Raw genomic sequence first — 18,509 nt, 5'->3', positions numbered from 1 at the left:
TCTCATCCTCCAGTCGGGTAACGGATCACGTGGCACAACGCCGGCAACTCGCCGGCCGCGAGCCGGGGCAGCACTCCGGGCAGGTTGGTGAAGTCGCTCTCACCGGTCAGCAGCGTGTCGAACCTCTCGTCGGCGAGCAGGTCGAGGGCGAGAGCCAGCCGTCCGGCGTACCCGTGCCGGTCGCGCCGGGCCGGGGCGACCCGGCCGACCTGGCTGCTGCGCACGGTCAACCGGCGGGAGTGGAAGTGTTCGCCGAGCGGCACGGTGACCGGGCGGTCGCCGTACCAGCTGAGGTCGACCACCGTGCCCTCGACGGCGAGCAACTCCAGCGACCGGGCCAGCCCGGCCGATGTGGCGCTGGCGTGGAACACCAGGTCGCACCCGTCGGTGGCGGTGTCCGGGTGGGCGAAGCCGACGCCGAGCGCGGCGGCGGTCGCGGCTCGTGCGGGGTCGACGTCGACCAGTTCGACCCGTACGCCGGGGAACCGGGCGGCGAGCGCGGCGACGGTGGCACCGACCATGCCGGCGCCGACCACGGCGATCCGGTCGCCGAGCAGGGGAGCGGCGTCCCACAGCGCGTTGACCGCGGTCTCCACCGTGCCGGCGAGCACCGCGCGGCGGGCCGGCACCGTGTCCGGGACCACGGTGACCGCGTCGGCCGGCACGACGTACCGGGTCTGGTGCGGGTAGAGACAGAAGACGGTACGCCCGACGAGCGCGGCTGGGCCCTGCTCGACCTGCCCGACGTTGAGGTAGCCGTACTTGACCGGGGCGGGGAAGTCGCCGTCCTGGTACGGGGCGCGCATCGCGGCGTACTGGCTGGGCGGCACCTCGCCCCGGAAGACCAGCGTCTCGGTGCCCCGGCTGAGCCCGGTGAACCGGGTCCGTACCAGGACCTCGCCGGCGCCGGGCGGGCTGACCTCGACCGGGCGGATCTCGCCGGTGCCCGGGGTACGCAGCCAAAACGCGTGGTCGCGCGGCGTCATCGGCGTCCCTTCGTCGTCCCGGCCGGCCACGGTAACCATACGCAGGGCACGCAGGGTGACGATCGGTGATCTACCAGGCTTTCCGGCGGGTCGGTGTCAGGACCCGTCAGCCCAGTACTGGTTCAGTCGAGCGACCGCTTGCTCCGTAGTCATCGCGGCCACGTCGGACTCTTTGAGGCCGACGCGATTGACCAGAAGATGCGCGAGTTCGACGGGTAGTGATTCGGCAGGTATATCGGGATTACTCCGCTTAGGTAGTAGCCCATCCCGGGCGCAGGCCCAGAACTCGTCCTCGGCGACGTCCAGTTGATCGCGCAGTATGTGGTCCTACAGGCTCCGCCCGTACACCGAGCGGTCGACCGGATGGGAGAGGCGGGTCCGCAGAATGCGCCCGTCTGCCAACCCGAGCTCGAAGGTGACGTGGTGGGTGCCGGTCCGTCCGCGTGCGTCTCGGACCCGGGTCCACTGCTCGTGCTGACAGAACTTCTCATGGGCCTGGCGGACCGGTTGCGGCCAGGTCATCAGGTGGAACCCACCAGCCACTCGGGCAGCTGGCTGTCGCTGCTGATGGTGATCAGTTGGACCAGTCCCCAGTTGGCGGCATGGTTGGGCGCGTCGAGGAGCCGGTCGTGCCAATCCTCGGCGTACTCGCGTAGGGCGAGGATCGTCTCGTCGATGGCCTCGTCGAGGTTCGCTCCATCGGCGGCGACCGGAAGCCCCGGGATGATGACCGTTCACCCGGGCCCGGAGCGACACCGAGCCCACGCCCGGGACAACAAGTCGCGCTGTTCTGCGGTAGCCTGCCGAGTCGTCGTCCAGATCCGACAGTCCGGGCGACTCACCCCAGCTCGGCCATGTAGGACCGGGCCGAGCGTCTTATTCGGAAGGAAACCGATGTCGCAGACCACGGCCGTACCGGCCACCGAGCAGAAGTCCTGGATCGTCGCGTTGCTGCTCTGCTTCTTCCTCGGTGGTCTCGGTGTGCACCGGTTCTACGTCGGCAAGATCGGCACCGGTGTGCTGATGCTGGTCACCTTCGGCGGGCTCGGCCTCTGGGTGCTGATCGACCTCATCGTCATCCTGATCGGCAAGTTCAGCGACAAGCAGGGTCAGCCGCTGGCCAAGTGACCGGCGAAGCCTGCAGGCTGGGGCGCCACCCGTACGGGTAGCGCCCCAGCCGCGTCACGAGACGTCGACGACGACCGCTCCGCCGCCGAGCGCGGTGGTGTCGGCGTTGATCCGGCTGTCGTAGACCACGGTCTCGGTGTCCGCCTCCCGGATCCGGATCCAGAACCGGTCCTTGCCCTGCTCCCGCAGCGCCTCGTCGTTCAACCCGACCAGGTACTCGTAGTCGCCGGCGCCGTTGACCGTGCCCCGGCCGTTGAACCGCACCTGTGGGCCGTCGACGACGTACCCACGGTGGCTGGTGGCGGCGAACTCCCACTCGCCGAGGCGTAGCCGCAGTGCCGCCGGTCCCGGCCCGGTCGTTTCCGGCCCGGTGGCCGCGACGAACCCGAAATCGGCCCGCCCGGCCTGCTCCTCGTCTGCGACGTACGCCCCGGCCGGTGAGATGACCCAGCCGGAGCCGGCGACGTGCCCGCCGTCGGCCCGGCGCACCGCCACGTAGCCGCCGGCCAGGGTGTGCGCGGCGTCCCGGTCGTCGATCACCGTGACCGTCGGCCGGTACACACCCGGTTGGGCGTAGGTGTGCGCCGCGACGCAGGCGGACCCGTCGATCGTGCCGGCGTCCACGGTGTCGTCGCCCCAGACCACCACGCAGCGGTGCGTGTCGTCCGTGCCGGAGTCGGTGAAGGTCGCGGTGACGCTGACCTCGGTGCCGGCCGCGACCGGACCGGCCGGACCGGTGACCGCGATCACCACCGGAGCGGTGTTGACCGGCCGGATCGGCGCGACGCTTTCCAAGGTCGGCACCACCGGGACGATGGAGCCGTCGTCGGCGAACTCCAGTCGGTCGATGGTCGTCTCCCGGTGGGTGCCGTCGCCGTCCGGGATGGCGAACCGGTGGTACGCCACGTACCAGTCGTCGGTGCCCGGCACCCGCACCACCGAGTGGTGCCCGGTGCCCTTGATGCCCAGCGACAGGTCCTTGCGCAGGATGGTGCCGCGCCGCTCGCTCCACGGCCCGAGCGGCGAGTCACCGACGGCGTACGCCACCTGGTAGTCCTCGCTACGGGTGTCGTTCTCCGACCACATGAAGTAGTAGCGGCCGTCGCGCTTGATGACGAAGGCCCCCTCGTTGTACCCGGCCGGCCGGTGCGAGGTCACCTTCGCCGGGTCGAACGACACCATGTCGTCGTTGAGTTCGACCTGGTAGGCGTAGCCGTTGCCCCAGTACAGGTAGGAGCGACCGTCGTCGGTGAAGACCGCCGGGTCGATCATCTGACCGGGGTAGGTGCCCGCCGGCACCAGCGGCTCGCCGAGCGCGTCGCGGAACGGCCCGGTCGGCGAGTCGGCGACGGCGACCCCGAGGTGCTTACCGGTGTCGCCGGTGGCCCTGCCACCGCTGAAGTAGAAGTACCACTTGCCGTCGCGTTCGGCGATGGTCGGCGCCCAGGCGCTGTTGTCCGCCCAGGAGATGTCGGTCGCCAGGTCCAGGATGACCCCGTGGTCGGTCCAGTTCACCAGGTCCGCCGAGGAGAACACGGAGAACTTCGTGCCGCTCCAGCCGGCGAAACCGTCGGTGGTGGCGTAGAGGTAGAACCGGTCGCCGAAGACCGCGATGTTCGGGTCGGCGTACAGGCCAGGCAGCACCGGGGAGCGCATCAGCCGGGCCTCGACGGTCCAGGTCGCGGTGGCGCCGTCCGCTCCGGTGACCGTGTACGTCACCGGTGCGCTCAGGTCCCGGACGGTGCCCGACGCCGGTGCGACGGTGGCGCCGGGGGCGAGGGTGAACTCCGGGGCCAGGGCGGTCAGATCGGTGTCCGGACGGACCGGCAGGATCACCCGGCGGTCGTCGGCGTCGACGATCGCGTCCACCTTCAGCTGCGGCAGGGTCGCATCGGTGATCGCCGCCGGATCGCCGCCGAGGGCGTACACCTCGTCGGCGGTCAACGCCCGGCCGTAGATCCGGAAGTCGTCGACCTCACCGGCGAAGTACGGATCCTCGCCGTACAGCGACCGTCCGACGTAGCCGGCATTGCTGCCGGTGGCGTCGTGCAGGTCCGCCGGGCGCACGGCCACGTCGGTGGCCCGGGCGATCGCGACGCCGTCGAGATACATCACGGCGGTACGGGTGGCCGAGTCGACGGTCACCGCGACGTGTTTCCATTCGCCGCCGGTCAGCGCCGACGACGCCCGCAGCTGCTTCTCGGCCTGCCAGCTGCCGGTGGTGATCGCCGAGAACAGCACCCCGTTGGTGTTCGGACCGCTGAACAGGTAACGGTTCCGGTCCGGCCCCAACCCGTAGATCCACTGGTTGGCGGTGCTGGAGGCGTCCCACTTGACCCAGGTCGCCACGGTGGTGCTGGTGACCCCGGCGAACACGCCGTTGGGGATCGTGACGTACGGCGCGGTGGTGGAGTTGCTGGCGCCGCCGCTCATCTTGAACGAGCCGCCGTGCACCCCGGTGCCGAAGGCGGGGGTCCGCTCGTAGCGGCCGTGCCTGCCCTGTCCGGAGGAGTCGGTGGCGACGGTGCCGCCGGTCTCGTCGAACTCGTAGTGCAGCAGCAGCCCGGCGGCGGGCGGCTCCGGTGCCGGGTCCGGTCCGTACGCGGCGAGCAGCGCGTCGTACTCGGCCTGGGTGACCGGCAGTACGGTGCCGTGGCGCGGGCTGGTCGGTAGCGCGTAGTCACTCGACGGCGTCCACTCGCCGGAGGCGAGGTCGGTGGTCTCGAACGGGATGTAGCCGCGCCCGCCGAACTCGTCGATGAACAGGTACCACTTCTCCTCGGTGTTCGACTTGAAGATCGTCGGTCCCTCGCCCTGGGACATCGCGCCATGGCCGATGCAGTCGGCGAGGAACTCCCAGCCGGTGTCGCGCAGCGACGTCGCCGTCTCGGCGAGGATGAACTTGCTGCACGGCGTCGACGAGGAGGTGTTGCGTTCGTCCTTGGTGTAGCGGTAGTAGACGCCGTCGTGGTCGATCACCGTGGAGTCGATGACCGAGTAGCCGGGGTCGACCCACACCTGCGGCTCGGAGAAGGTGTGGAAGTCGCGGGTGGTGGCGTACAGCATCTTGTTGTAGGTGCTGCCGGTGTGGTCCGGGTCGTCGGCGGCGTAGAGCTTCGAGGCCCAGAAGACGACGTACGCGCCGATCGTCGGGTCGTAGTACGCCTCCGGCGCCCACGTGTTGCCGGCGGTGTCCGGGGCGACCTGGACGAGGCGCTGGTCGGTCCAGTTGACCAGGTCGGTGGACTCCCACACCATGATCGACTTGCTGCCGTGGCGCTGCGCGCCGTCCCAGTCGCCGTTGCCGTGGATCCGCAGGTCGGTGGCGATCTGGTAGAACTTGTCGCCGTCCGGGGAGCGGATGATGAACGGATCCCGCAGGCCCTGCTCGCCGAGCGTGGAGGTGAGCACCGGCCGGCCGTCGTTGAGCTGTTGCCAGTGCAGCGGGTCGTTGCCCTGGCTGAGCGCGAAGTAGACCTGCTCGCCGTCAGCGGTGCCCTCGCCGGTGAAGTAGCTGAACAGGTAGCCGGTGCGCTCGGCCGGTCCCGGCAGTTCGGGGACGCTGGCGGTGAACTCGCGGGTGGCGCTCGCCGTGTTGCGGGTGACGGTGGCGGTCAGCGTGACGGTGGTGCCGCCGGCGCCAGGTGCCGGTCGATTGACCACCCCGTCGGTGGTGATCACCGCCGGGTCGTCCGACGCCCAGGCCACCGTGGTGCCGTCGGCGCCCGTCGTGGGCAGGGTCAGGTTTCCGCGTACGTCGTTGACGTCGTGCACGGTCAGCGCCGCGGCGGCGTCGGCGACGATGCGCGCGTCGTCGAATTCGGCCAGCACGGTCACCTCGAAACTCCTGGTGTCGGTGACGGTGCCCCGGCGCAGGGTGGCGGTGAGTGTGGCCTGCGCGTCGGGTTCGCCGACGGCCGGTCGGGTCACGGTACCGTCGGTGGCGACCACCGTCGGGTCGCTGGAGGCCCAGTCGATGCCCGAGCCGCCCGGCCCGGTGGCCGGCAGGGTGAGGTCGGCGGTGACCCGGCTGGTGTCGCCGAGGTCCAGCGTGGCCGCGTCGTGGGCGACGACCGCGGCCGCCGCGCGTGCACCGAGCTGGGCGGCTTCGTCGGCGGTGACCGCCCGGTCGTAGATGCGGAAGTCCCGCACCCGACCGGCGAGGTGGCTGTCGCCGGTGTAGACCGAGCGTCCGATGTAGTTGGCGGTGGTGGTGCCGCCACCGATCGACCCCGGGGTGATGGTGACCGCGGTGTTGCGGCCGACCTCGACGCCGTCCTCGTAGAGCACTCCGGTGCTACCGACCTGGGTGTAGGTGAGGTGTTTCCAGACGCCCCGGGCGAGGTTGCGGGACGGGTTCGGCCGGGTGTTCTGCTCAGTGGACCAGTTGCCGCTGGCGATCGCTGCGCGGAACTGGTCGCCGGTGGCGAACAGGTATCCGTCGCCGGTGCCGCCGCTGGTGTTGCCCATTCCGAAGATGAAGTACGGGGTGACCTGGGCCGGGTCGATGAACACGTCCATCGCCACGGTGACCGAGGTCAGGTCGCGCAGCACGTCGTCGGGCAGATCCACGTACGTGTCACTGCCGTTGAGGCCCAGTCCGTCGGCGCCGGACCAGTCGGCGGCACCGTGCACGGTGCCGTGCCGGTCGTTGCCGGAGGTGTCGGTGGCGACGGTTCCGGCGGTGGCGTCCAGTTCGTACCACAGGACGAGGCCGTCGGTCGGTCCGGCCGCGGCGGCGGTGGTCGGACCGGCGGCCAGCAGACCGGCGGTGAGGGCGAGGGCGGCGAGCGGTGCCAGAACTGTTCGTCGCGGTGGCACGGCTGTTCGTCGCGGTCCGGCGGTACGCGGTCGATCCCGCTGCGGCATGAGTGTCTCCTCCTGGGAGGCGTCCGGTTTGCTGTCAGAGGTTCGGTATCAACTCTTGTTAGCGTTAACAACATGTGGCAGACGACGCCCGGGTCCGAGAGCGCCCGATTCGTCGCCGTGACACGGCGGTTGCGAGAGTGTTAACCGGTTCGTGCCTCGTCGTCAAGGGACGCACCGGCCCGGCAGGCCCGCTCCGGCCGATCGCGACGCCGACGTCGCCGCCCCGGCCGTCCCCGTCGGCAGGTGGCGGGCGGCCTCTAGCATCCGGATCATGAGCTACCAGCCGCCGTCACCACCGCCACCATCACCCGCCGGTCCGAGCCGCGGCCGGCGGACGACCGTGATCATCGTCGCTGTCGTGCTCGCCGTCGTCCTGCTCTGCTGCGTCGGCGTCGCAGGGGGTGGCTTCTGGCTGTACCGGACCGTGTCGGCGGCCACCGAGCCGGCCCGCGACGCCACCACCGCCCACTTCGACGCGCTGTCCGCCGGCGACTACGCCGGCGCCTACCAGCGACTGTGCCGGGACCGGCGGGACACCCTGTCCGAGACGGAGTACGTCCGGCAGGAGTCCGCCGCCGGACAGATCGCCGGGTACGACATCGTCGGTGTCAACGTGTCGACCACCAACGGGCGGACGTCCGGCACTGTCACCGTCGAAGTCACCTATGACGGTGGCGCGCAGCGGCAGGAGGCCGTCAGACTGGTCGAGGAGAACGGCGAATGGCGGGTCTGCCAGTGACACCCGACCACCTGCCACGACGGTGACGGAGGGCGGCGCGGGATGATCGAGGCACTGCTGCCAGCCACGGCGGTCGCCCGCGAGGCGTTCGACGACAGCGTCCCGGTCACCCTGTTCCCCGAGGAGTCGGCGGTGCTCGGCAACGCGGTCGACAAGCGCCGCCGCGAGTTCGGCACCGCCCGTCGCTGCGCCCACGAAGCCCTCGCCGAGCTGGGCTTCCCCGGCGTACCGGTGCCGTCCGGCGCCCGCCGCGAACCCCGCTGGCCGGCCGGGGTGGTCGGCAGCATCACCCACTGCGCCGGCTACCGCGCGGCGGTGGTGGCCCGGTCGGTCGACCTGGCCGCGGTCGGCATCGACGCCGAGCCACACGAGCCGCTGCCGTCCGGAGTGCTGAACAGCATCACCGTGCCCGACGAACTCACCTGGCTCGCCGCCCGCCGGGACACCCACCCGCAGGTGCACTGGGACCGGCTACTGTTCTGCGCCAAGGAAGCCGTCTACAAGGCGTGGTATCCGCTGGCGGAACGCTGGCTCGGCTTCGAGCAGGCGTACGTCGAGGCGAGCCTGGACTCCGGTGGCACCGCCACCGACGGCCCCGGTGGCACCGCCACCGACGGGGACTTCACCGCCCGGCTGCTGGTGCCCGGCCCGGCGCTGCCCGACGGCACGCCGCTGACCGGGTTCACCGGTCGGTGGCTGGCCCGCAACGGTCTGATCGTCGCCGCAATCAGCGTCCCGGCCGGCCCCGACGTCTGACCGTCACACCGCCCCAGAACGCCAACCCGTTGATGTGGATCCTCGGCCCGCCGGGGCTGCCCAGCCCGGCGGCCCGCTGCCCGAAGTCGCCCATCAGCCCGATCCCGCTGATTGACACCTCGGCGTCGTCCGGCACCACGATCTCGATCCCGCCCATGATCGCCCAGGCCCGGATCCGGATCGCGTTCGCGTCGAACTGCGCCTCCCGCAGGTCGATCCGGCCGCCGCCCCAGAAGGCGAAAGCCCGCAGCATTCCCGGTGCCGCCCACCGGCCGCGCCGGTCGAAACCGCTCATCACCGCGACCGCCCACTGCGATGGACGCGACGGCGCCAGGCCGTGATCGCCCCGCCGGGCCACCGTGTCGGACACCGCACGGGGAATGTCCCGGGTCAGCGGCTCCAACTCCGCGTAGGTCCGGGCGGCGTACACCCGGCCGAGTCGTTCGTCCAACTCGGGCAGATCTATCCGGCCCTCGGCGGCCGCGGCCCGCAGCACCTCCGCCACCTGCTCGCGGTCGGCGTCGGAGGCCCGCAGCCCGTCAGGGGGCAGCCGGTCAGGAAGGTCGCTCACGCCCACAGGGTACCGAGCGACGCCGGGTCCGTCGGATCGGCGAGGTAGTGCGCCAGCACCTCGGTGTGCAACGGGAACGCCAACGTGACCGGTTCGGTCACCACCAGCCACTCGGTGGCCTCCTCGGTCGCCACCGACACCGGCAACGCCTGCGCCGGTCGGGGCGGCAGCAACCCGAAGATCAGCAGACTGGCGCCGTTCGGCACGCTGCGTACGGCGTACAGCCGCACCTGGTCGGCCCGCCCGGCCAGGCCGGTCTCCTCGCGCAGCTCGCGGACCACCGCGGTACGCCAGTCCTCGCCGTACTCGATGAAACCACCCGGCAACGCCAGCTCGCCGCGCGCCGGCTCGATGTCGCGTCGCTGCACCACCACGCCGATCCCCTGTGGAGTCGTCACCGGTACCACGGCGACCGCCACCGGCGTCGGGTTCCGCCAGACCTGCTGCCCACAGTGGTCACAGGACCGGGGCCAGCCGGCGTCGGCCGGGTAGCGGGCACCGCAGGACGAGCAGAACGAGTAGGGCACGCCAGTCACAGCGACCGACGATACGCCGGCCGCCGGGTCACACCCGCTGTCGCCTATCCGACCGCCGCCGGGCACCCGCCGCCGCCCCCGGTCGGGGATCCTGACGGCAGCAACCGTACGGGGAGGTGTGCCGATGCTGTTCAGCGCGGCGTGCCCGGTCCGGGAGACCGAGCGGGACTGGATCGACGAGTCGCTGTCCTGGCTGATCCGCGAGTTCGGCGAGCCGGCGCTACGCGCTCCGGTGGTGCTGCCCACCGACGAGTTCTTCCCCGGCGCCTACCACGGCAGCGAGGCGGACGTGGCGGCCGTGCTGCACCGCGTCGCGCGGCACATGGCAGTCGACCCCGACCGGGTCGAACTGGTCTTCGAGCCGGACGACGACACCGAAGCAGCGCTGCTTGCCAGCCTGCCGGCGTACGCGCAGGCTGCCTCGGGCGCCGCTGGTCACTACGTACGCCAGGGTGGCCGGGGCGTGATCACCATCGCCGGGGCGCAGGCCCGCCAGCCGACGGCGCTGGTCGCCACCATCGCCCACGAGCTGGCCCACGAACGCCTGATCGGCGAGGGCCGGCACCGCCCCGACGCCGCCGACCACGAGCCGCTCACCGACCTCACCACCGTCTTTTTCGGACTCGGCATCTTCACCGCCAACGCCGCCTTCGACTACCGGAGCCGAGCCGGCGGCTGGCAGTCGAGCCGGCTCGGCTACCTCACCGAGCCGATGTACGGCTACGCGCTGGGCCGGTACGCCTGGCTGCGCGACGACCTGCCGCCCCGCTGGGCCCGGCACCTGGACACCAACCCGCGCAACTACCTGCGCCGGTCGCTGCGCTACCTGGACCGGCGGCGGTAACCTGCGGCGATGCGGCACACCCTGGAGCCGAACGCCCAGACCCTGCACGGCTACTTCTCACCCGACTATCCGCCGGTGCTCACCATCGACCCCGGCGACACCGTCACCCTCCGTACCCTGGACTGCTGGTGGTCGGCCGGTCCGTACGCCGGCGGGCCGCACGACCAGCGGCCCCGGGTGCCGGTGTACCGGCCGGGCTTCGGCCACGCCCTGGTCGGGCCGATCGCGGTACGCGGCGCCCGGCCCGGGACGACCCTGTCGGTACGCGTCGACGAGGTACTGCCGGCCGGGTGGGGCACCACCCTGGCCGGCAGCGCGTTGACCCCGCACAGTGAGCGGTACGGCATCGCCGGCACCGAAACGGTGCACACCTGGCAGTTGGACCCGGCCGCCGGCACCGGGCGCAACCAGCACGGCCACGCGGTGACCCTGCGGCCGTTCCTCGGGGTGCTCGGCATGCCACCGGCGCAGCCCGGCGAGCACTCGACGATCCCGCCCCGACGCTGCGGCGGCAACCTGGACTGCAAGGACCTGGTCGTCGGCAGCACCCTGCTGCTGCCGGTGACCGTCGACGGCGCGCTGTTCTCCGTCGGCGACGGCCACGCCGCCCAGGGCGACGGCGAGATCTGCGGTACGGCGATCGAGTGCCCGATGGACCGGGTCCAGCTCACCTTCGACCTGGTCGACGACCAGCCGCTGACCGGCCCGGTGGCCCAGGTCGACGGCGCCTGGCTGACCCTCGGCCTGGGCGACACCCTGGACGCCGCGGCCGCCGACGCCCTCGACACGATGATCACCCTGATGTCCCGCCGGCACGGGCTGTCCCGGGGCGACGCGGTCGCCCTGGCCAGCGTCGTCGTCGACGTACGGGTGACGCAGATCGTCAACGGCGTCGTCGGCGTGCACGCCCGGCTCGCCGACGACGCCCTCCGCTGATGGGGCCGGTGCCGTTCAACTCTGCGCCGGTGCGTCCGGTGTCGGTCGACGGTGCGCGGCCAGTGCCCGCAGCACCAGCAGGCCGCCGACGCCGGGCAGCAGACTGAGTAGCCGGGTCGATGTCGGCGCGGCCGGCTGCTGCGCGGTGGCGACGACCACCAGCAGGTACGCCGCCCCGTGGGTCGGGCCGAGCAGCGACGACACGGCCGACCAGTGCACCGTGGCCAGGTTGGCCAGCATCACGATCAGAGTGGTGATCTCGACTCCGGCGGCGATCCGCAACAGCCGCTGACTGCCTGACATCCTCACACCCCGGTCGTCGAGCCGGGACGGACGATCATCAGCACCGTGACCGTCGCCCAGAGCAGGTTGAACACCCCGGTGTACGCCGCCAGCCGCTGCGGCGCGGTGGTCGGTGTACTCGCGGTCGCTGCCCCTGTCGCTGCCCCTGTTGCGGTCGCCGTCGGCTCCGGCTGGGCGCCGGGAGCGTCGATCCCGGTCAGCAGCATCTGCTGGCGGGGCAGGACCCGTAGCACCAGCAGTGCGGCGGCGATCGCGGTGAGCGCGATCGACACGAGCAGCCAGGTGTCGGTGAGCACCCCGAGGCTGGTGGCGGTGGCCAGACCGAAGACCGGCACGACGATCCCGACGGCGGCGTACACCCGGCAGATTCGGTGCAGCGTGCGCAGGGTCGTGCGGGCGGCGGCGTCGCGTGGGTCGGCGATCGCCCGCCGGGCGGCGGCCGGGAACATGCTGGCTGCGACGGTCACCGGGCCGATCGCCACGATCGCTGCGAGCACATGTACGGAGAGCAGAAATTTCGTCACGACGCGACGGTATGGGTGGTTTCGTGACGCGAGGAGTGGCAGGAAGGACACAGGTCAACGGATTCTCGCCACAGTCGGCGTACCGTCGTCGACGTGCACCGGATCGCGATCCTCGCCCTCGACGGGGTCATCCCGTTCGACCTGTCCACCCCGATCGAGGTGTTCGGCCGGCTGCGGCTGCCCGACGGCCGGGCCGCGTACCAGGTGGTGGTCTGCGCGGCCACCGCCGAGGTGGACGCCGGCGCGTTCACCCTGCGACCCGCCGCCGACCTGACCGCGCTGGCCACCGCCGACACGGTGATTGTCCCCGGCTGCGCCGACCTGTCGGCCCCGGTGCCGCAGCCGGTGCAGGCCGCGCTGCGTGCCACCGCCGACGCCGGCACCCGGATCGCCTCGATCTGCTCCGGCGCGTTCGTCCTGGCCGCCGCCGGCCTGCTCGACGGGCGACCGGCCACCACCCACTGGCGCGCCGCCGCCGACCTGGCCGCCCGCTACCCGGCCGTCCGGGTCCACCCGGACGTGCTCTACGTCGACGACGGGCAGATCCTCACCTCCGCCGGGGCCGCCGCCGGCCTCGACCTCTGCCTGCATCTGGTCCGCCGCGACCATGGTTCGGCGGCGGCGGCCGACGCCGCCCGGCTGTCGGTGATGCCGCTGGAACGCAGCGGCGGACAGGCTCAGTTCATCCCCGCCCAGGCACCGCCGGCACCGCCCGAGCCGGCGATCGAGCCGCTGCTGAACTGGCTGCGTGAGCAAGCGGCCGAACCGATGACGCTGGCCCGGATCGCCGACCGGGCCGGCATGAGCCCCCGGACCCTGCACCGACGCTTCCGGGAACACACCGGCGTCCCGCCGCTGCGCTGGCTGCAGGAGGCCCGGATCCGGCAGGCCCAGCACCTGCTGGAAGCCACCGACGACGGGGTCGAGCAAATCAGCCGCCGGGTCGGCTTCGGTTCACCGACCGCGTTCCGGGAGAGCTTCAAACGGATCGTCGGCACCAGCCCGTACGCCTACCGGGGCGCATTCCGCCGGCCCGGCGACGAACGGAGTCAGCCGACTGGTGCGCGGCGTCAACTGGGTGGTAGCAGTGACGGGCGGCGGCGGGCGGCCAGGTCCTCGACCCAGCCGAAAGCCAGCACCACGCCGACCAGCAGCACGGTGCCGACGCCGAGGATGGCCGCCTTACCGGCGTAGAGGCCGGTCAGGGTGAGGAGCCCGCTGGCGGCGTACAGCACCGGCAGATGCCAGACGTAGACGGTCACCGCGCGGGCGTTGATCATGCGGATCAGCCGGGCCAGCCACGGCACCTGCGCCAGCCAGTCCAACCGGGGCCGGGCCCGCATCAGCAACAGCACCACCGCCCAGCCCCACACCAGCGCGCCGAGCCGGTCGTCCTCGCCCCGCTCGGCCAGCCACATCATCGCGCCGAGCGCCAGCACGCCGACGCCGAGCACGTACCACCGCAGCGGGACCCGGTCCAGCAGGCCAGTGTGCCGGGCGTAGCCGATCAGCCAGCAGGTGCCGTATGCGGCCATCGACCAGACCACGTCGGTGACCGGGTTGACCGGCAGGTCGACCAGTGGGGAGGAGAGCAGTACGGCGAACGCTGGCAGGGTCAGCAGGGCGCCGACCGGCCAGCGGCGGAACGCCCACCACAGCAGCGGGGAGAGCAGCACCAGCCACAGATAGGCGCGGATGTACCACAGGCCGAGGGAGAACGGCCCGCCCCACTCGCTGGACGGCGGGTTCCGCAGCGGCACCACCCACCAGGCGACGTCCAGCAGGCCAGGCCGCCAGCCGACCAGCACCATCAGCGGTACGGCGACCGCGGCGAGCGCCCACAGTGGTGGCAGCAGCCGGCGCAGCCGCGAGCCGACCACCCGCAGCGGCGCGCCCCGGTCCAGCGACACGGCCGTGAGGTAGCCGGCCAGCGCGAACATCACCGGCATCGCCGGGAACGCCATCGGCAGCCAGGTCAGCCACAGGGTGTGCAGCAGGTAGACCCGCAGGATCGCCAGCGCCCGCAGCGCGTCGATGTACGGGCTGCGCTCGCCGGACCGGGCCGGTGCGGCCGTCGCCGGAGCGGCGCCCCGGTCGCGGTCACCGTCGCGGTCACCCAGGAGCCCGCTGACACGCATGAGCGCGAACGCTAGCCCGGCAACCTCGGTACCCGCGCAACGTCCGGTTGCCGGGCGGCGACGATCCGGTTAATGCCCGGCGGCGTCTCGCGCCGGGACCAGCGACGGGTGGTACGGGGCGCCGATCGGACACCCCGTACCACCCGTCGACTCAGCGCTGCCGCACCGTCAACTCCACCGGCACGGTCGGCACCTCGTACGGGGTCTGCGCCCGCAGCGCCAACGTGGCGGTGTACCGGCCGGGCCCGTCGACCCCGGTCGCGGCGTCGGCGGTGAACCGCAGCGTGACGGCCTTCGACGCGCCCGGTGCCAGCGTGAAGCTGGCCGGCCGTACCCGCAGCCAGGGCACCTCGGCCTGCGGTGCGCAGCCGTCCGCCCCGGACCACCGGGAGATCGACGGCAGGGCCGCCCACTGTGGCGACATGCCGCCGATCGCCAAACCGCCGCAGGCACCGGCACCCCGGAACGCGGCCTGCCCGGTCGGGGCCAGCTCCTGCCAGGCGTCGGCCACCGGGTCGTACCCGATGGTCCGGTCGGTGATCTCCCCGGCGGACAGCATCCCGCCGGCCAGCACCAGGCGACCGGCGGCCACCGAGTACGCCATGCTGGTCACATGCTCCGGCATGGCCGCGCGAGTCGACCAGCGGTCGGTGTCCGGGTCGTAGGCGAGGGTGTCGGCGTAGTCGCCGTCGTGGCTGTACCCGCCGGCGCAGTAGATCCGCAGGTCGATCGCCCCGCAGGCATGCCACGCCACCTCGTGCGGGTAGTCGGCGCGGGCCCGGAACGTGCCGGTCGCCGGGTCGAACGCCAGCACGTCGGCCGACGCCCGGCACAGGTCGTCCCGGCAGCCGCCGACCAGGTAGATCAGCCCTTCGACGACCACCGCCGCGGCCGCCGCCCGGGGGGCGGGGTTGGTCACCCCGGCGAGCGTGTGCCACACCCCGGTCGCCGGGTCGAACACGTCGACCGCCGACTGCGGCCGGAACTCGGTGTCCCAGCCGCCGAACACGTACACCTTGCCGTCGACCGCCGCCACCGCCGGTTTGCCCCGGTCGCGGGGCAGGTCCGGCAGCCGCTGCCACGAGTCGGCGGCCAGGTCGTAGGCCCACGCCTGCCGGGTGGTGCCGAGGTGGGTGCCGCCGCCGATCGAGTAGACGATGCCGTCGAGCACCACGGCGGCGTTGTCGGACAACCCGTCCGGCGCGTCGGCCAGCCGCTGCCACGGCGGCTGCCCGGACAGCGGCGGCGTGGCCGCCGGGGCGGGCCGTTCCAGCACCGTCACCGTCACCGGTGCGGTCCCGGTGTTGCGGACGGTGACTTCGGCGCTGCCGCTGCCGCCGTCCGGCAGCTCCGCCGCGACCGGTGCGCCGCTGACCGCCAACTGCCCGGCGCGCAGGTCGAAGTCGACCCGCCGGGCACCGCCGGCGATCACCGACGCGGTCCGCTTGCGCTGCTGGTACGGGGCCGCCTCGGCAACGAACGACCGCTGCTGCCCGGCCTCGCCGGCGAAGAACCAGTAGAACCCGTCCGGCACCGTCTCGTCGGCCGGGGTGGTCGCCGAGGTGCCGTACTCGTCCGGGCGTTGCGGGTCGGCGACCCGCGCCCCGACCACCGGCTCCCCGGTGTTCGCGTCGCTGGTGAACCCGGCGATCAGCCCGCCGTCGTCCGGCGTGCAGGTCCGGTCGACGATCGCCACGTCGTCGACCTGCCACCACCAGCTGTACCCGCCCCGGTAGCGGAACCGGACCTGCACCTGGTCGGCGCCGGCCACCGGTGCCAGCGGGATCTCCACCAACAGCGGCCCGCGTACGCTCTCGGTCACCTGGGAGACGTTGACCCATTCGGTGCCGTCGGTGGAGACATCGACTGCGGCGACGTCGCCGTTGCCGGCGATCCGCGCGTCGGTGCGGAACCGCAGCACCGGTGCCGCGATCTGCGAGATGTCGATCATCGGCGTGTGCAGCAGGGTGTCCTGGCTGCGGCCGACGCCGTGGCCGTCGCTGTCGACGATGGCGAACCCGCCGGCACCGCCGGTCAGGTTGCCCCGCTGGTGGTGGTCGGTGAAGGTCCAGCCGCCGCCGTCGGTGCGGTCCACGACCGTCCAGCCGGCCGGCTCGGCGGCGAAGTCGGCGGTGAACACCGTAGCGCCGGTGTCGGCCGTGTAGCCGGGGGCGGTGCAGGCGATCTGCGCCGCCACCACCAGGTTCGCCCGCCGGGCCTGGCCGCCGACCGCCACCTCGGTGGTCACCGTCCGGTAGCCGGGGTACATCGCGGTCACCGTCAGCTGGTACGTGCCGTGCCGGGGCACCTGGACGGCGTACCGGCCGCTGGTCGGGTCGGTGAAGACGGGGCGGCCGGGCCGCCCGGCGATCTCGATCCGTGCGTACAGCGGCCAGCCCTGCCCGGAGCCGTCGGTGACCCGACCGGAGAGGGTGACCAGCGGCACCGCGTCGAGGGCGACGTCCAGATTCACCGGTACGGTGCCGACGGTCACCGTCAGCGACCGGGTGGCCCAGCCGAACCCGGAGACGGTCACGGTGTGGCTGCCGGCCGCCAGGTACGTTGCGTACCCGCCGGCGGGTCCGGTCTGCACACTGCGCCCGGCGACCGTCACGGTCGCCCCGGCGACCGGGGAGCCGTCCGCCGCGTCGGTCACCGTGCCGGTCAGCCGGCCGGTCTGCGCGCGGGGTGACTGCGCCACCAACTGGTACGCGTCCAGCCGACCCTCGCCGGCCAGGTTGTTGTCCGCCACCGTGCCGCCGCATTCAGTGGCGTCGACGTCGATCGCGGTACGGTCCAGCAAGGCGACCGTCGCGTCGTAGTCGTTACGCAGTGCCGGCGCGGCCGACCACAGCAGCGCGATTGTGCCGGCGACGTGTGGCGCCGCCATCGAGGTGCCGTCGGCGGTGCCGTACTGGCTGCCCGGGAGTGCCGAGACGGTGCCGACCCCGGGGGCGGCGATGTCCGGCGTGATGTGGCCGTCCACCCCGGAGGCGCCCCGGCTGGAGAAGCCGGCAATCGTGCCGTCGACGTCGTGCGCGCCGACGGTGTAGACGCTCGGGTAGTCGCCGGGGGAGCTGGCGGTGTTGCACGCCGGCCCCTCGTTGCCGGCCGAGAAGACCGGGAAGATGCCGGCCGCCCGCCAGGCGGTGACCACCTGCTCGTACCAGGGGTCGGCCTGGCCGCCGCCCCACGAGTTGTTCACGATGTCCGGTCGCAGGTCGGGGCGTGGGTTCTCGCCGTTGCGGTCGGTCGGCGCCAGCACCCACTGGCCGGCGGCCAGCAGCGCCGGGTCGGAGCAGTTGCGGTCCTCGCAGCCCTTCGCCGCGATCCACCGCGCCCCCGGCGCCACCCCGATCCGGGCACCGGCGCCGTCGTCACCGACCATCGTGCCCACAGTGTGGCTGCCGTGCCCCTGGTTGTCGCAGGGCGTCACGTCCGGGCACACCCCGGTCGGGTCGAACCAGTTGTAGTCGTGGTCGAAGGTGCCGTCACCGAGGTTCCCCCGGTAGCTGGCGACCAGCGCCGGATGGTCGAACTGGACCCCGGTGTCGATGCTGGCGATCACCACGGTCTCGCCGCGTACGCCGAACTCCGACCAGACCCGGGGCGCGCCGATCTGCTCCACCCCCCACGGGGTCTGCGGATCGTCGGCGACGGACGACTGCGTGACCGGCTCGATCAGCTCGTGGCTGCGCACCGGTTCCACCCGCGCCACCTCCGGCCGGGCGGCGATCGCGTCGACCAGCGCCCGGTCCCCGGTTACCTGCACCGCGTTGGCGATCCAGAAGCTGGTGTGCGGCACCTTGCGCCGGGTCAGGTCGGCGGTCAGCCCCTGTTGGCTGCGCTCGGCGACCTCGGTCAGCTGCTCGTACGCGACAGTGGATCGCCGGGCCCGCTCGCTGATCCGCGCCGCGGCGTCCAGGGTGGCCTTCTCCCGCAGGTAGACCATGAAGCTGGTGGTGCCGTCGGCGGCCAGGTCGGCCAGCAGTTCGGCACTGACCGCCGCCGGGGCGTCGCCGTTGCCGCCGATCGGGGCCGCCGACGCGGCGGGGGCGGCAGCCGTTGCGGCGGTGACGCCGAGCACGACCGCCAGCGTCGCGGCGACGGCCCGGACAGTCACGGCGACGGACCGGGCACCCGCTGGTGGCGGGCCGGTTCGTCCAGGTGGATGGATCA

General features: G+C 72.5%; 14 protein-coding genes and 1 pseudogene. 6 read left to right on the top strand and 9 right to left on the bottom strand.

Annotated features, from left to right (window positions below; translation table 11 throughout):
* Positions 1–2 precede the first annotated feature (2 nt).
* The gene (locus ACFHWT_RS23815; protein WP_416596934.1) at positions 3–986 is read right to left on the bottom strand and encodes a zinc-dependent alcohol dehydrogenase; all 984 of its coding nucleotides are present in this window, start codon (positions 984–986) and stop codon (positions 3–5) included.
* 327 nt (positions 987–1,313) lie between these two features.
* Positions 1,314–1,508: a hypothetical protein gene (locus ACFHWT_RS23810; protein WP_416596909.1), complete on the bottom strand. Its 195-nt coding sequence runs from the start codon at positions 1,506–1,508 to the stop codon at positions 1,314–1,316.
* 372 nt (positions 1,509–1,880) lie between these two features.
* On the opposite strand from ACFHWT_RS23810, the gene ACFHWT_RS23805 reads away from it, so the two are divergent.
* The gene (locus ACFHWT_RS23805) at positions 1,881–2,114 is read left to right on the top strand and encodes a TM2 domain-containing protein (protein ID WP_416596907.1); all 234 of its coding nucleotides are present in this window, start codon (positions 1,881–1,883) and stop codon (positions 2,112–2,114) included.
* A 54-nt stretch (positions 2,115–2,168) separates the two neighbouring features.
* Here the strand turns inward: ACFHWT_RS23805 and ACFHWT_RS23800 are convergent, their stop codons facing one another.
* Complete coding sequence (locus tag ACFHWT_RS23800; RefSeq protein ID WP_416596905.1) at positions 2,169–6,983, bottom strand: family 43 glycosylhydrolase; 4,815 nt, start codon at positions 6,981–6,983, stop codon at positions 2,169–2,171.
* Positions 6,984–7,254: 271 nt separating this feature from the next.
* Here ACFHWT_RS23800 and ACFHWT_RS23795 point away from each other — a divergent pair, with 271 nt between their 5' ends.
* Together ACFHWT_RS23795 and ACFHWT_RS23790 are read left to right on the top strand one after the other, a co-directional pair.
* Positions 7,255–7,722 carry a DUF4878 domain-containing protein gene (locus ACFHWT_RS23795; protein ID WP_416596904.1) on the top strand — a complete coding sequence of 156 codons (468 nt, stop codon included), beginning with the start codon at positions 7,255–7,257 and terminating at the stop codon, positions 7,720–7,722.
* A 42-nt stretch (positions 7,723–7,764) separates the two neighbouring features.
* On the top strand, positions 7,765–8,478 hold the full coding sequence (locus ACFHWT_RS23790) for a 4'-phosphopantetheinyl transferase family protein (RefSeq protein WP_416596903.1): 714 nt from the start codon (positions 7,765–7,767) through the stop codon (positions 8,476–8,478).
* Here ACFHWT_RS23790 and ACFHWT_RS23785 read toward each other — a convergent pair.
* Positions 8,450–9,049 carry a DUF1707 SHOCT-like domain-containing protein gene (locus ACFHWT_RS23785; RefSeq protein WP_416596901.1) on the bottom strand — a complete coding sequence of 200 codons (600 nt, stop codon included), beginning with the start codon at positions 9,047–9,049 and terminating at the stop codon, positions 8,450–8,452. The two genes, ACFHWT_RS23790 and ACFHWT_RS23785, sit on opposite strands and share 29 nt — an antisense overlap.
* A complete protein-coding gene (locus tag ACFHWT_RS23780) occupies positions 9,046–9,585 on the bottom strand; it encodes an NUDIX domain-containing protein (RefSeq protein WP_416596900.1) in 540 nt (179 codons plus the stop codon). Before ACFHWT_RS23780 ends, ACFHWT_RS23785 begins: the two co-directional genes overlap by 4 nt.
* A gap of 124 nt (positions 9,586–9,709) precedes the next feature.
* Between ACFHWT_RS23780 and ACFHWT_RS23775 the strand changes: the two genes are divergently transcribed.
* A complete protein-coding gene (locus tag ACFHWT_RS23775; RefSeq protein ID WP_416596898.1) occupies positions 9,710–10,429 on the top strand; it encodes a hypothetical protein in 720 nt (239 codons plus the stop codon).
* Positions 10,430–10,438: 9 nt separating this feature from the next.
* Positions 10,439–11,365: an acetamidase/formamidase family protein gene (locus ACFHWT_RS23770; protein ID WP_416596896.1), complete on the top strand. Its 927-nt coding sequence runs from the start codon at positions 10,439–10,441 to the stop codon at positions 11,363–11,365.
* Positions 11,366–11,380: 15 nt separating this feature from the next.
* On the opposite strand, the gene ACFHWT_RS23765 is transcribed toward ACFHWT_RS23770, so the two are convergent.
* Together ACFHWT_RS23765 and ACFHWT_RS23760 are read right to left on the bottom strand one after the other, a co-directional pair.
* On the bottom strand, positions 11,381–11,668 hold the full coding sequence (locus tag ACFHWT_RS23765; protein ID WP_416596893.1) for a DUF3817 domain-containing protein: 288 nt from the start codon (positions 11,666–11,668) through the stop codon (positions 11,381–11,383).
* Between the two features lie 2 nt (positions 11,669–11,670).
* On the bottom strand, positions 11,671–12,192 hold the full coding sequence (locus ACFHWT_RS23760; RefSeq protein WP_416596890.1) for a hypothetical protein: 522 nt from the start codon (positions 12,190–12,192) through the stop codon (positions 11,671–11,673).
* A 93-nt stretch (positions 12,193–12,285) separates the two neighbouring features.
* Between ACFHWT_RS23760 and ACFHWT_RS23755 the strand changes: the two genes are divergently transcribed.
* On the top strand, positions 12,286–13,386 hold the full coding sequence (locus ACFHWT_RS23755) for a GlxA family transcriptional regulator (protein ID WP_416596888.1): 1,101 nt from the start codon (positions 12,286–12,288) through the stop codon (positions 13,384–13,386).
* On the opposite strand, the pseudogene ACFHWT_RS23750 reads toward ACFHWT_RS23755, so the two are convergent.
* Positions 13,386–14,330: pseudogene (locus ACFHWT_RS23750) on the bottom strand (acyltransferase family protein); the annotation flags it as partial. The gene ACFHWT_RS23755 and the pseudogene ACFHWT_RS23750 overlap by 1 nt on opposite strands.
* Before the next feature lie 151 nt (positions 14,331–14,481).
* Positions 14,482–18,453 carry a S8 family serine peptidase gene (locus tag ACFHWT_RS23745; RefSeq protein ID WP_416596886.1) on the bottom strand — a complete coding sequence of 1,324 codons (3,972 nt, stop codon included), beginning with the start codon at positions 18,451–18,453 and terminating at the stop codon, positions 14,482–14,484.
* Between the last annotated feature and the right edge of the window lie 56 nt (positions 18,454–18,509).

Source organism: Micromonospora sp. LOL_021, from assembly GCF_048060215.1.
GTDB lineage: Bacteria > Actinomycetota > Actinomycetes > Mycobacteriales > Micromonosporaceae > Micromonospora_E.
Note: the sequence above shows the minus strand (reverse complement) of the source record. Positions and strands in the feature narration are given on the sequence as shown.

What these genes read in the sequence shown, in the direction of transcription:
- ACFHWT_RS23770 (WP_416596896.1), top strand. Translation starts at nt 10,439, where the DNA reads ATGCGGCACACCCTGGAGCCGAACGCCCAGACCCTGCACGGCTACTTC.
- ACFHWT_RS23795 (WP_416596904.1), top strand. Translation starts at nt 7,255, where the DNA reads ATGAGCTACCAGCCGCCGTCACCACCGCCACCATCACCCGCCGGTCCG.
- ACFHWT_RS23815 (WP_416596934.1), bottom strand. Translation starts at nt 986, where the DNA reads ATGACGCCGCGCGACCACGCGTTTTGGCTGCGTACCCCGGGCACCGGC.
- ACFHWT_RS23805 (WP_416596907.1), top strand. Translation starts at nt 1,881, where the DNA reads ATGTCGCAGACCACGGCCGTACCGGCCACCGAGCAGAAGTCCTGGATC.
- ACFHWT_RS23810 (WP_416596909.1), bottom strand. Translation starts at nt 1,508, where the DNA reads ATGACCTGGCCGCAACCGGTCCGCCAGGCCCATGAGAAGTTCTGTCAG.
- ACFHWT_RS23765 (WP_416596893.1), bottom strand. Translation starts at nt 11,668, where the DNA reads ATGTCAGGCAGTCAGCGGCTGTTGCGGATCGCCGCCGGAGTCGAGATC.
- ACFHWT_RS23800 (WP_416596905.1), bottom strand. Translation starts at nt 6,983, where the DNA reads ATGCCGCAGCGGGATCGACCGCGTACCGCCGGACCGCGACGAACAGCC.
- ACFHWT_RS23790 (WP_416596903.1), top strand. Translation starts at nt 7,765, where the DNA reads ATGATCGAGGCACTGCTGCCAGCCACGGCGGTCGCCCGCGAGGCGTTC.
- ACFHWT_RS23775 (WP_416596898.1), top strand. Translation starts at nt 9,710, where the DNA reads ATGCTGTTCAGCGCGGCGTGCCCGGTCCGGGAGACCGAGCGGGACTGG.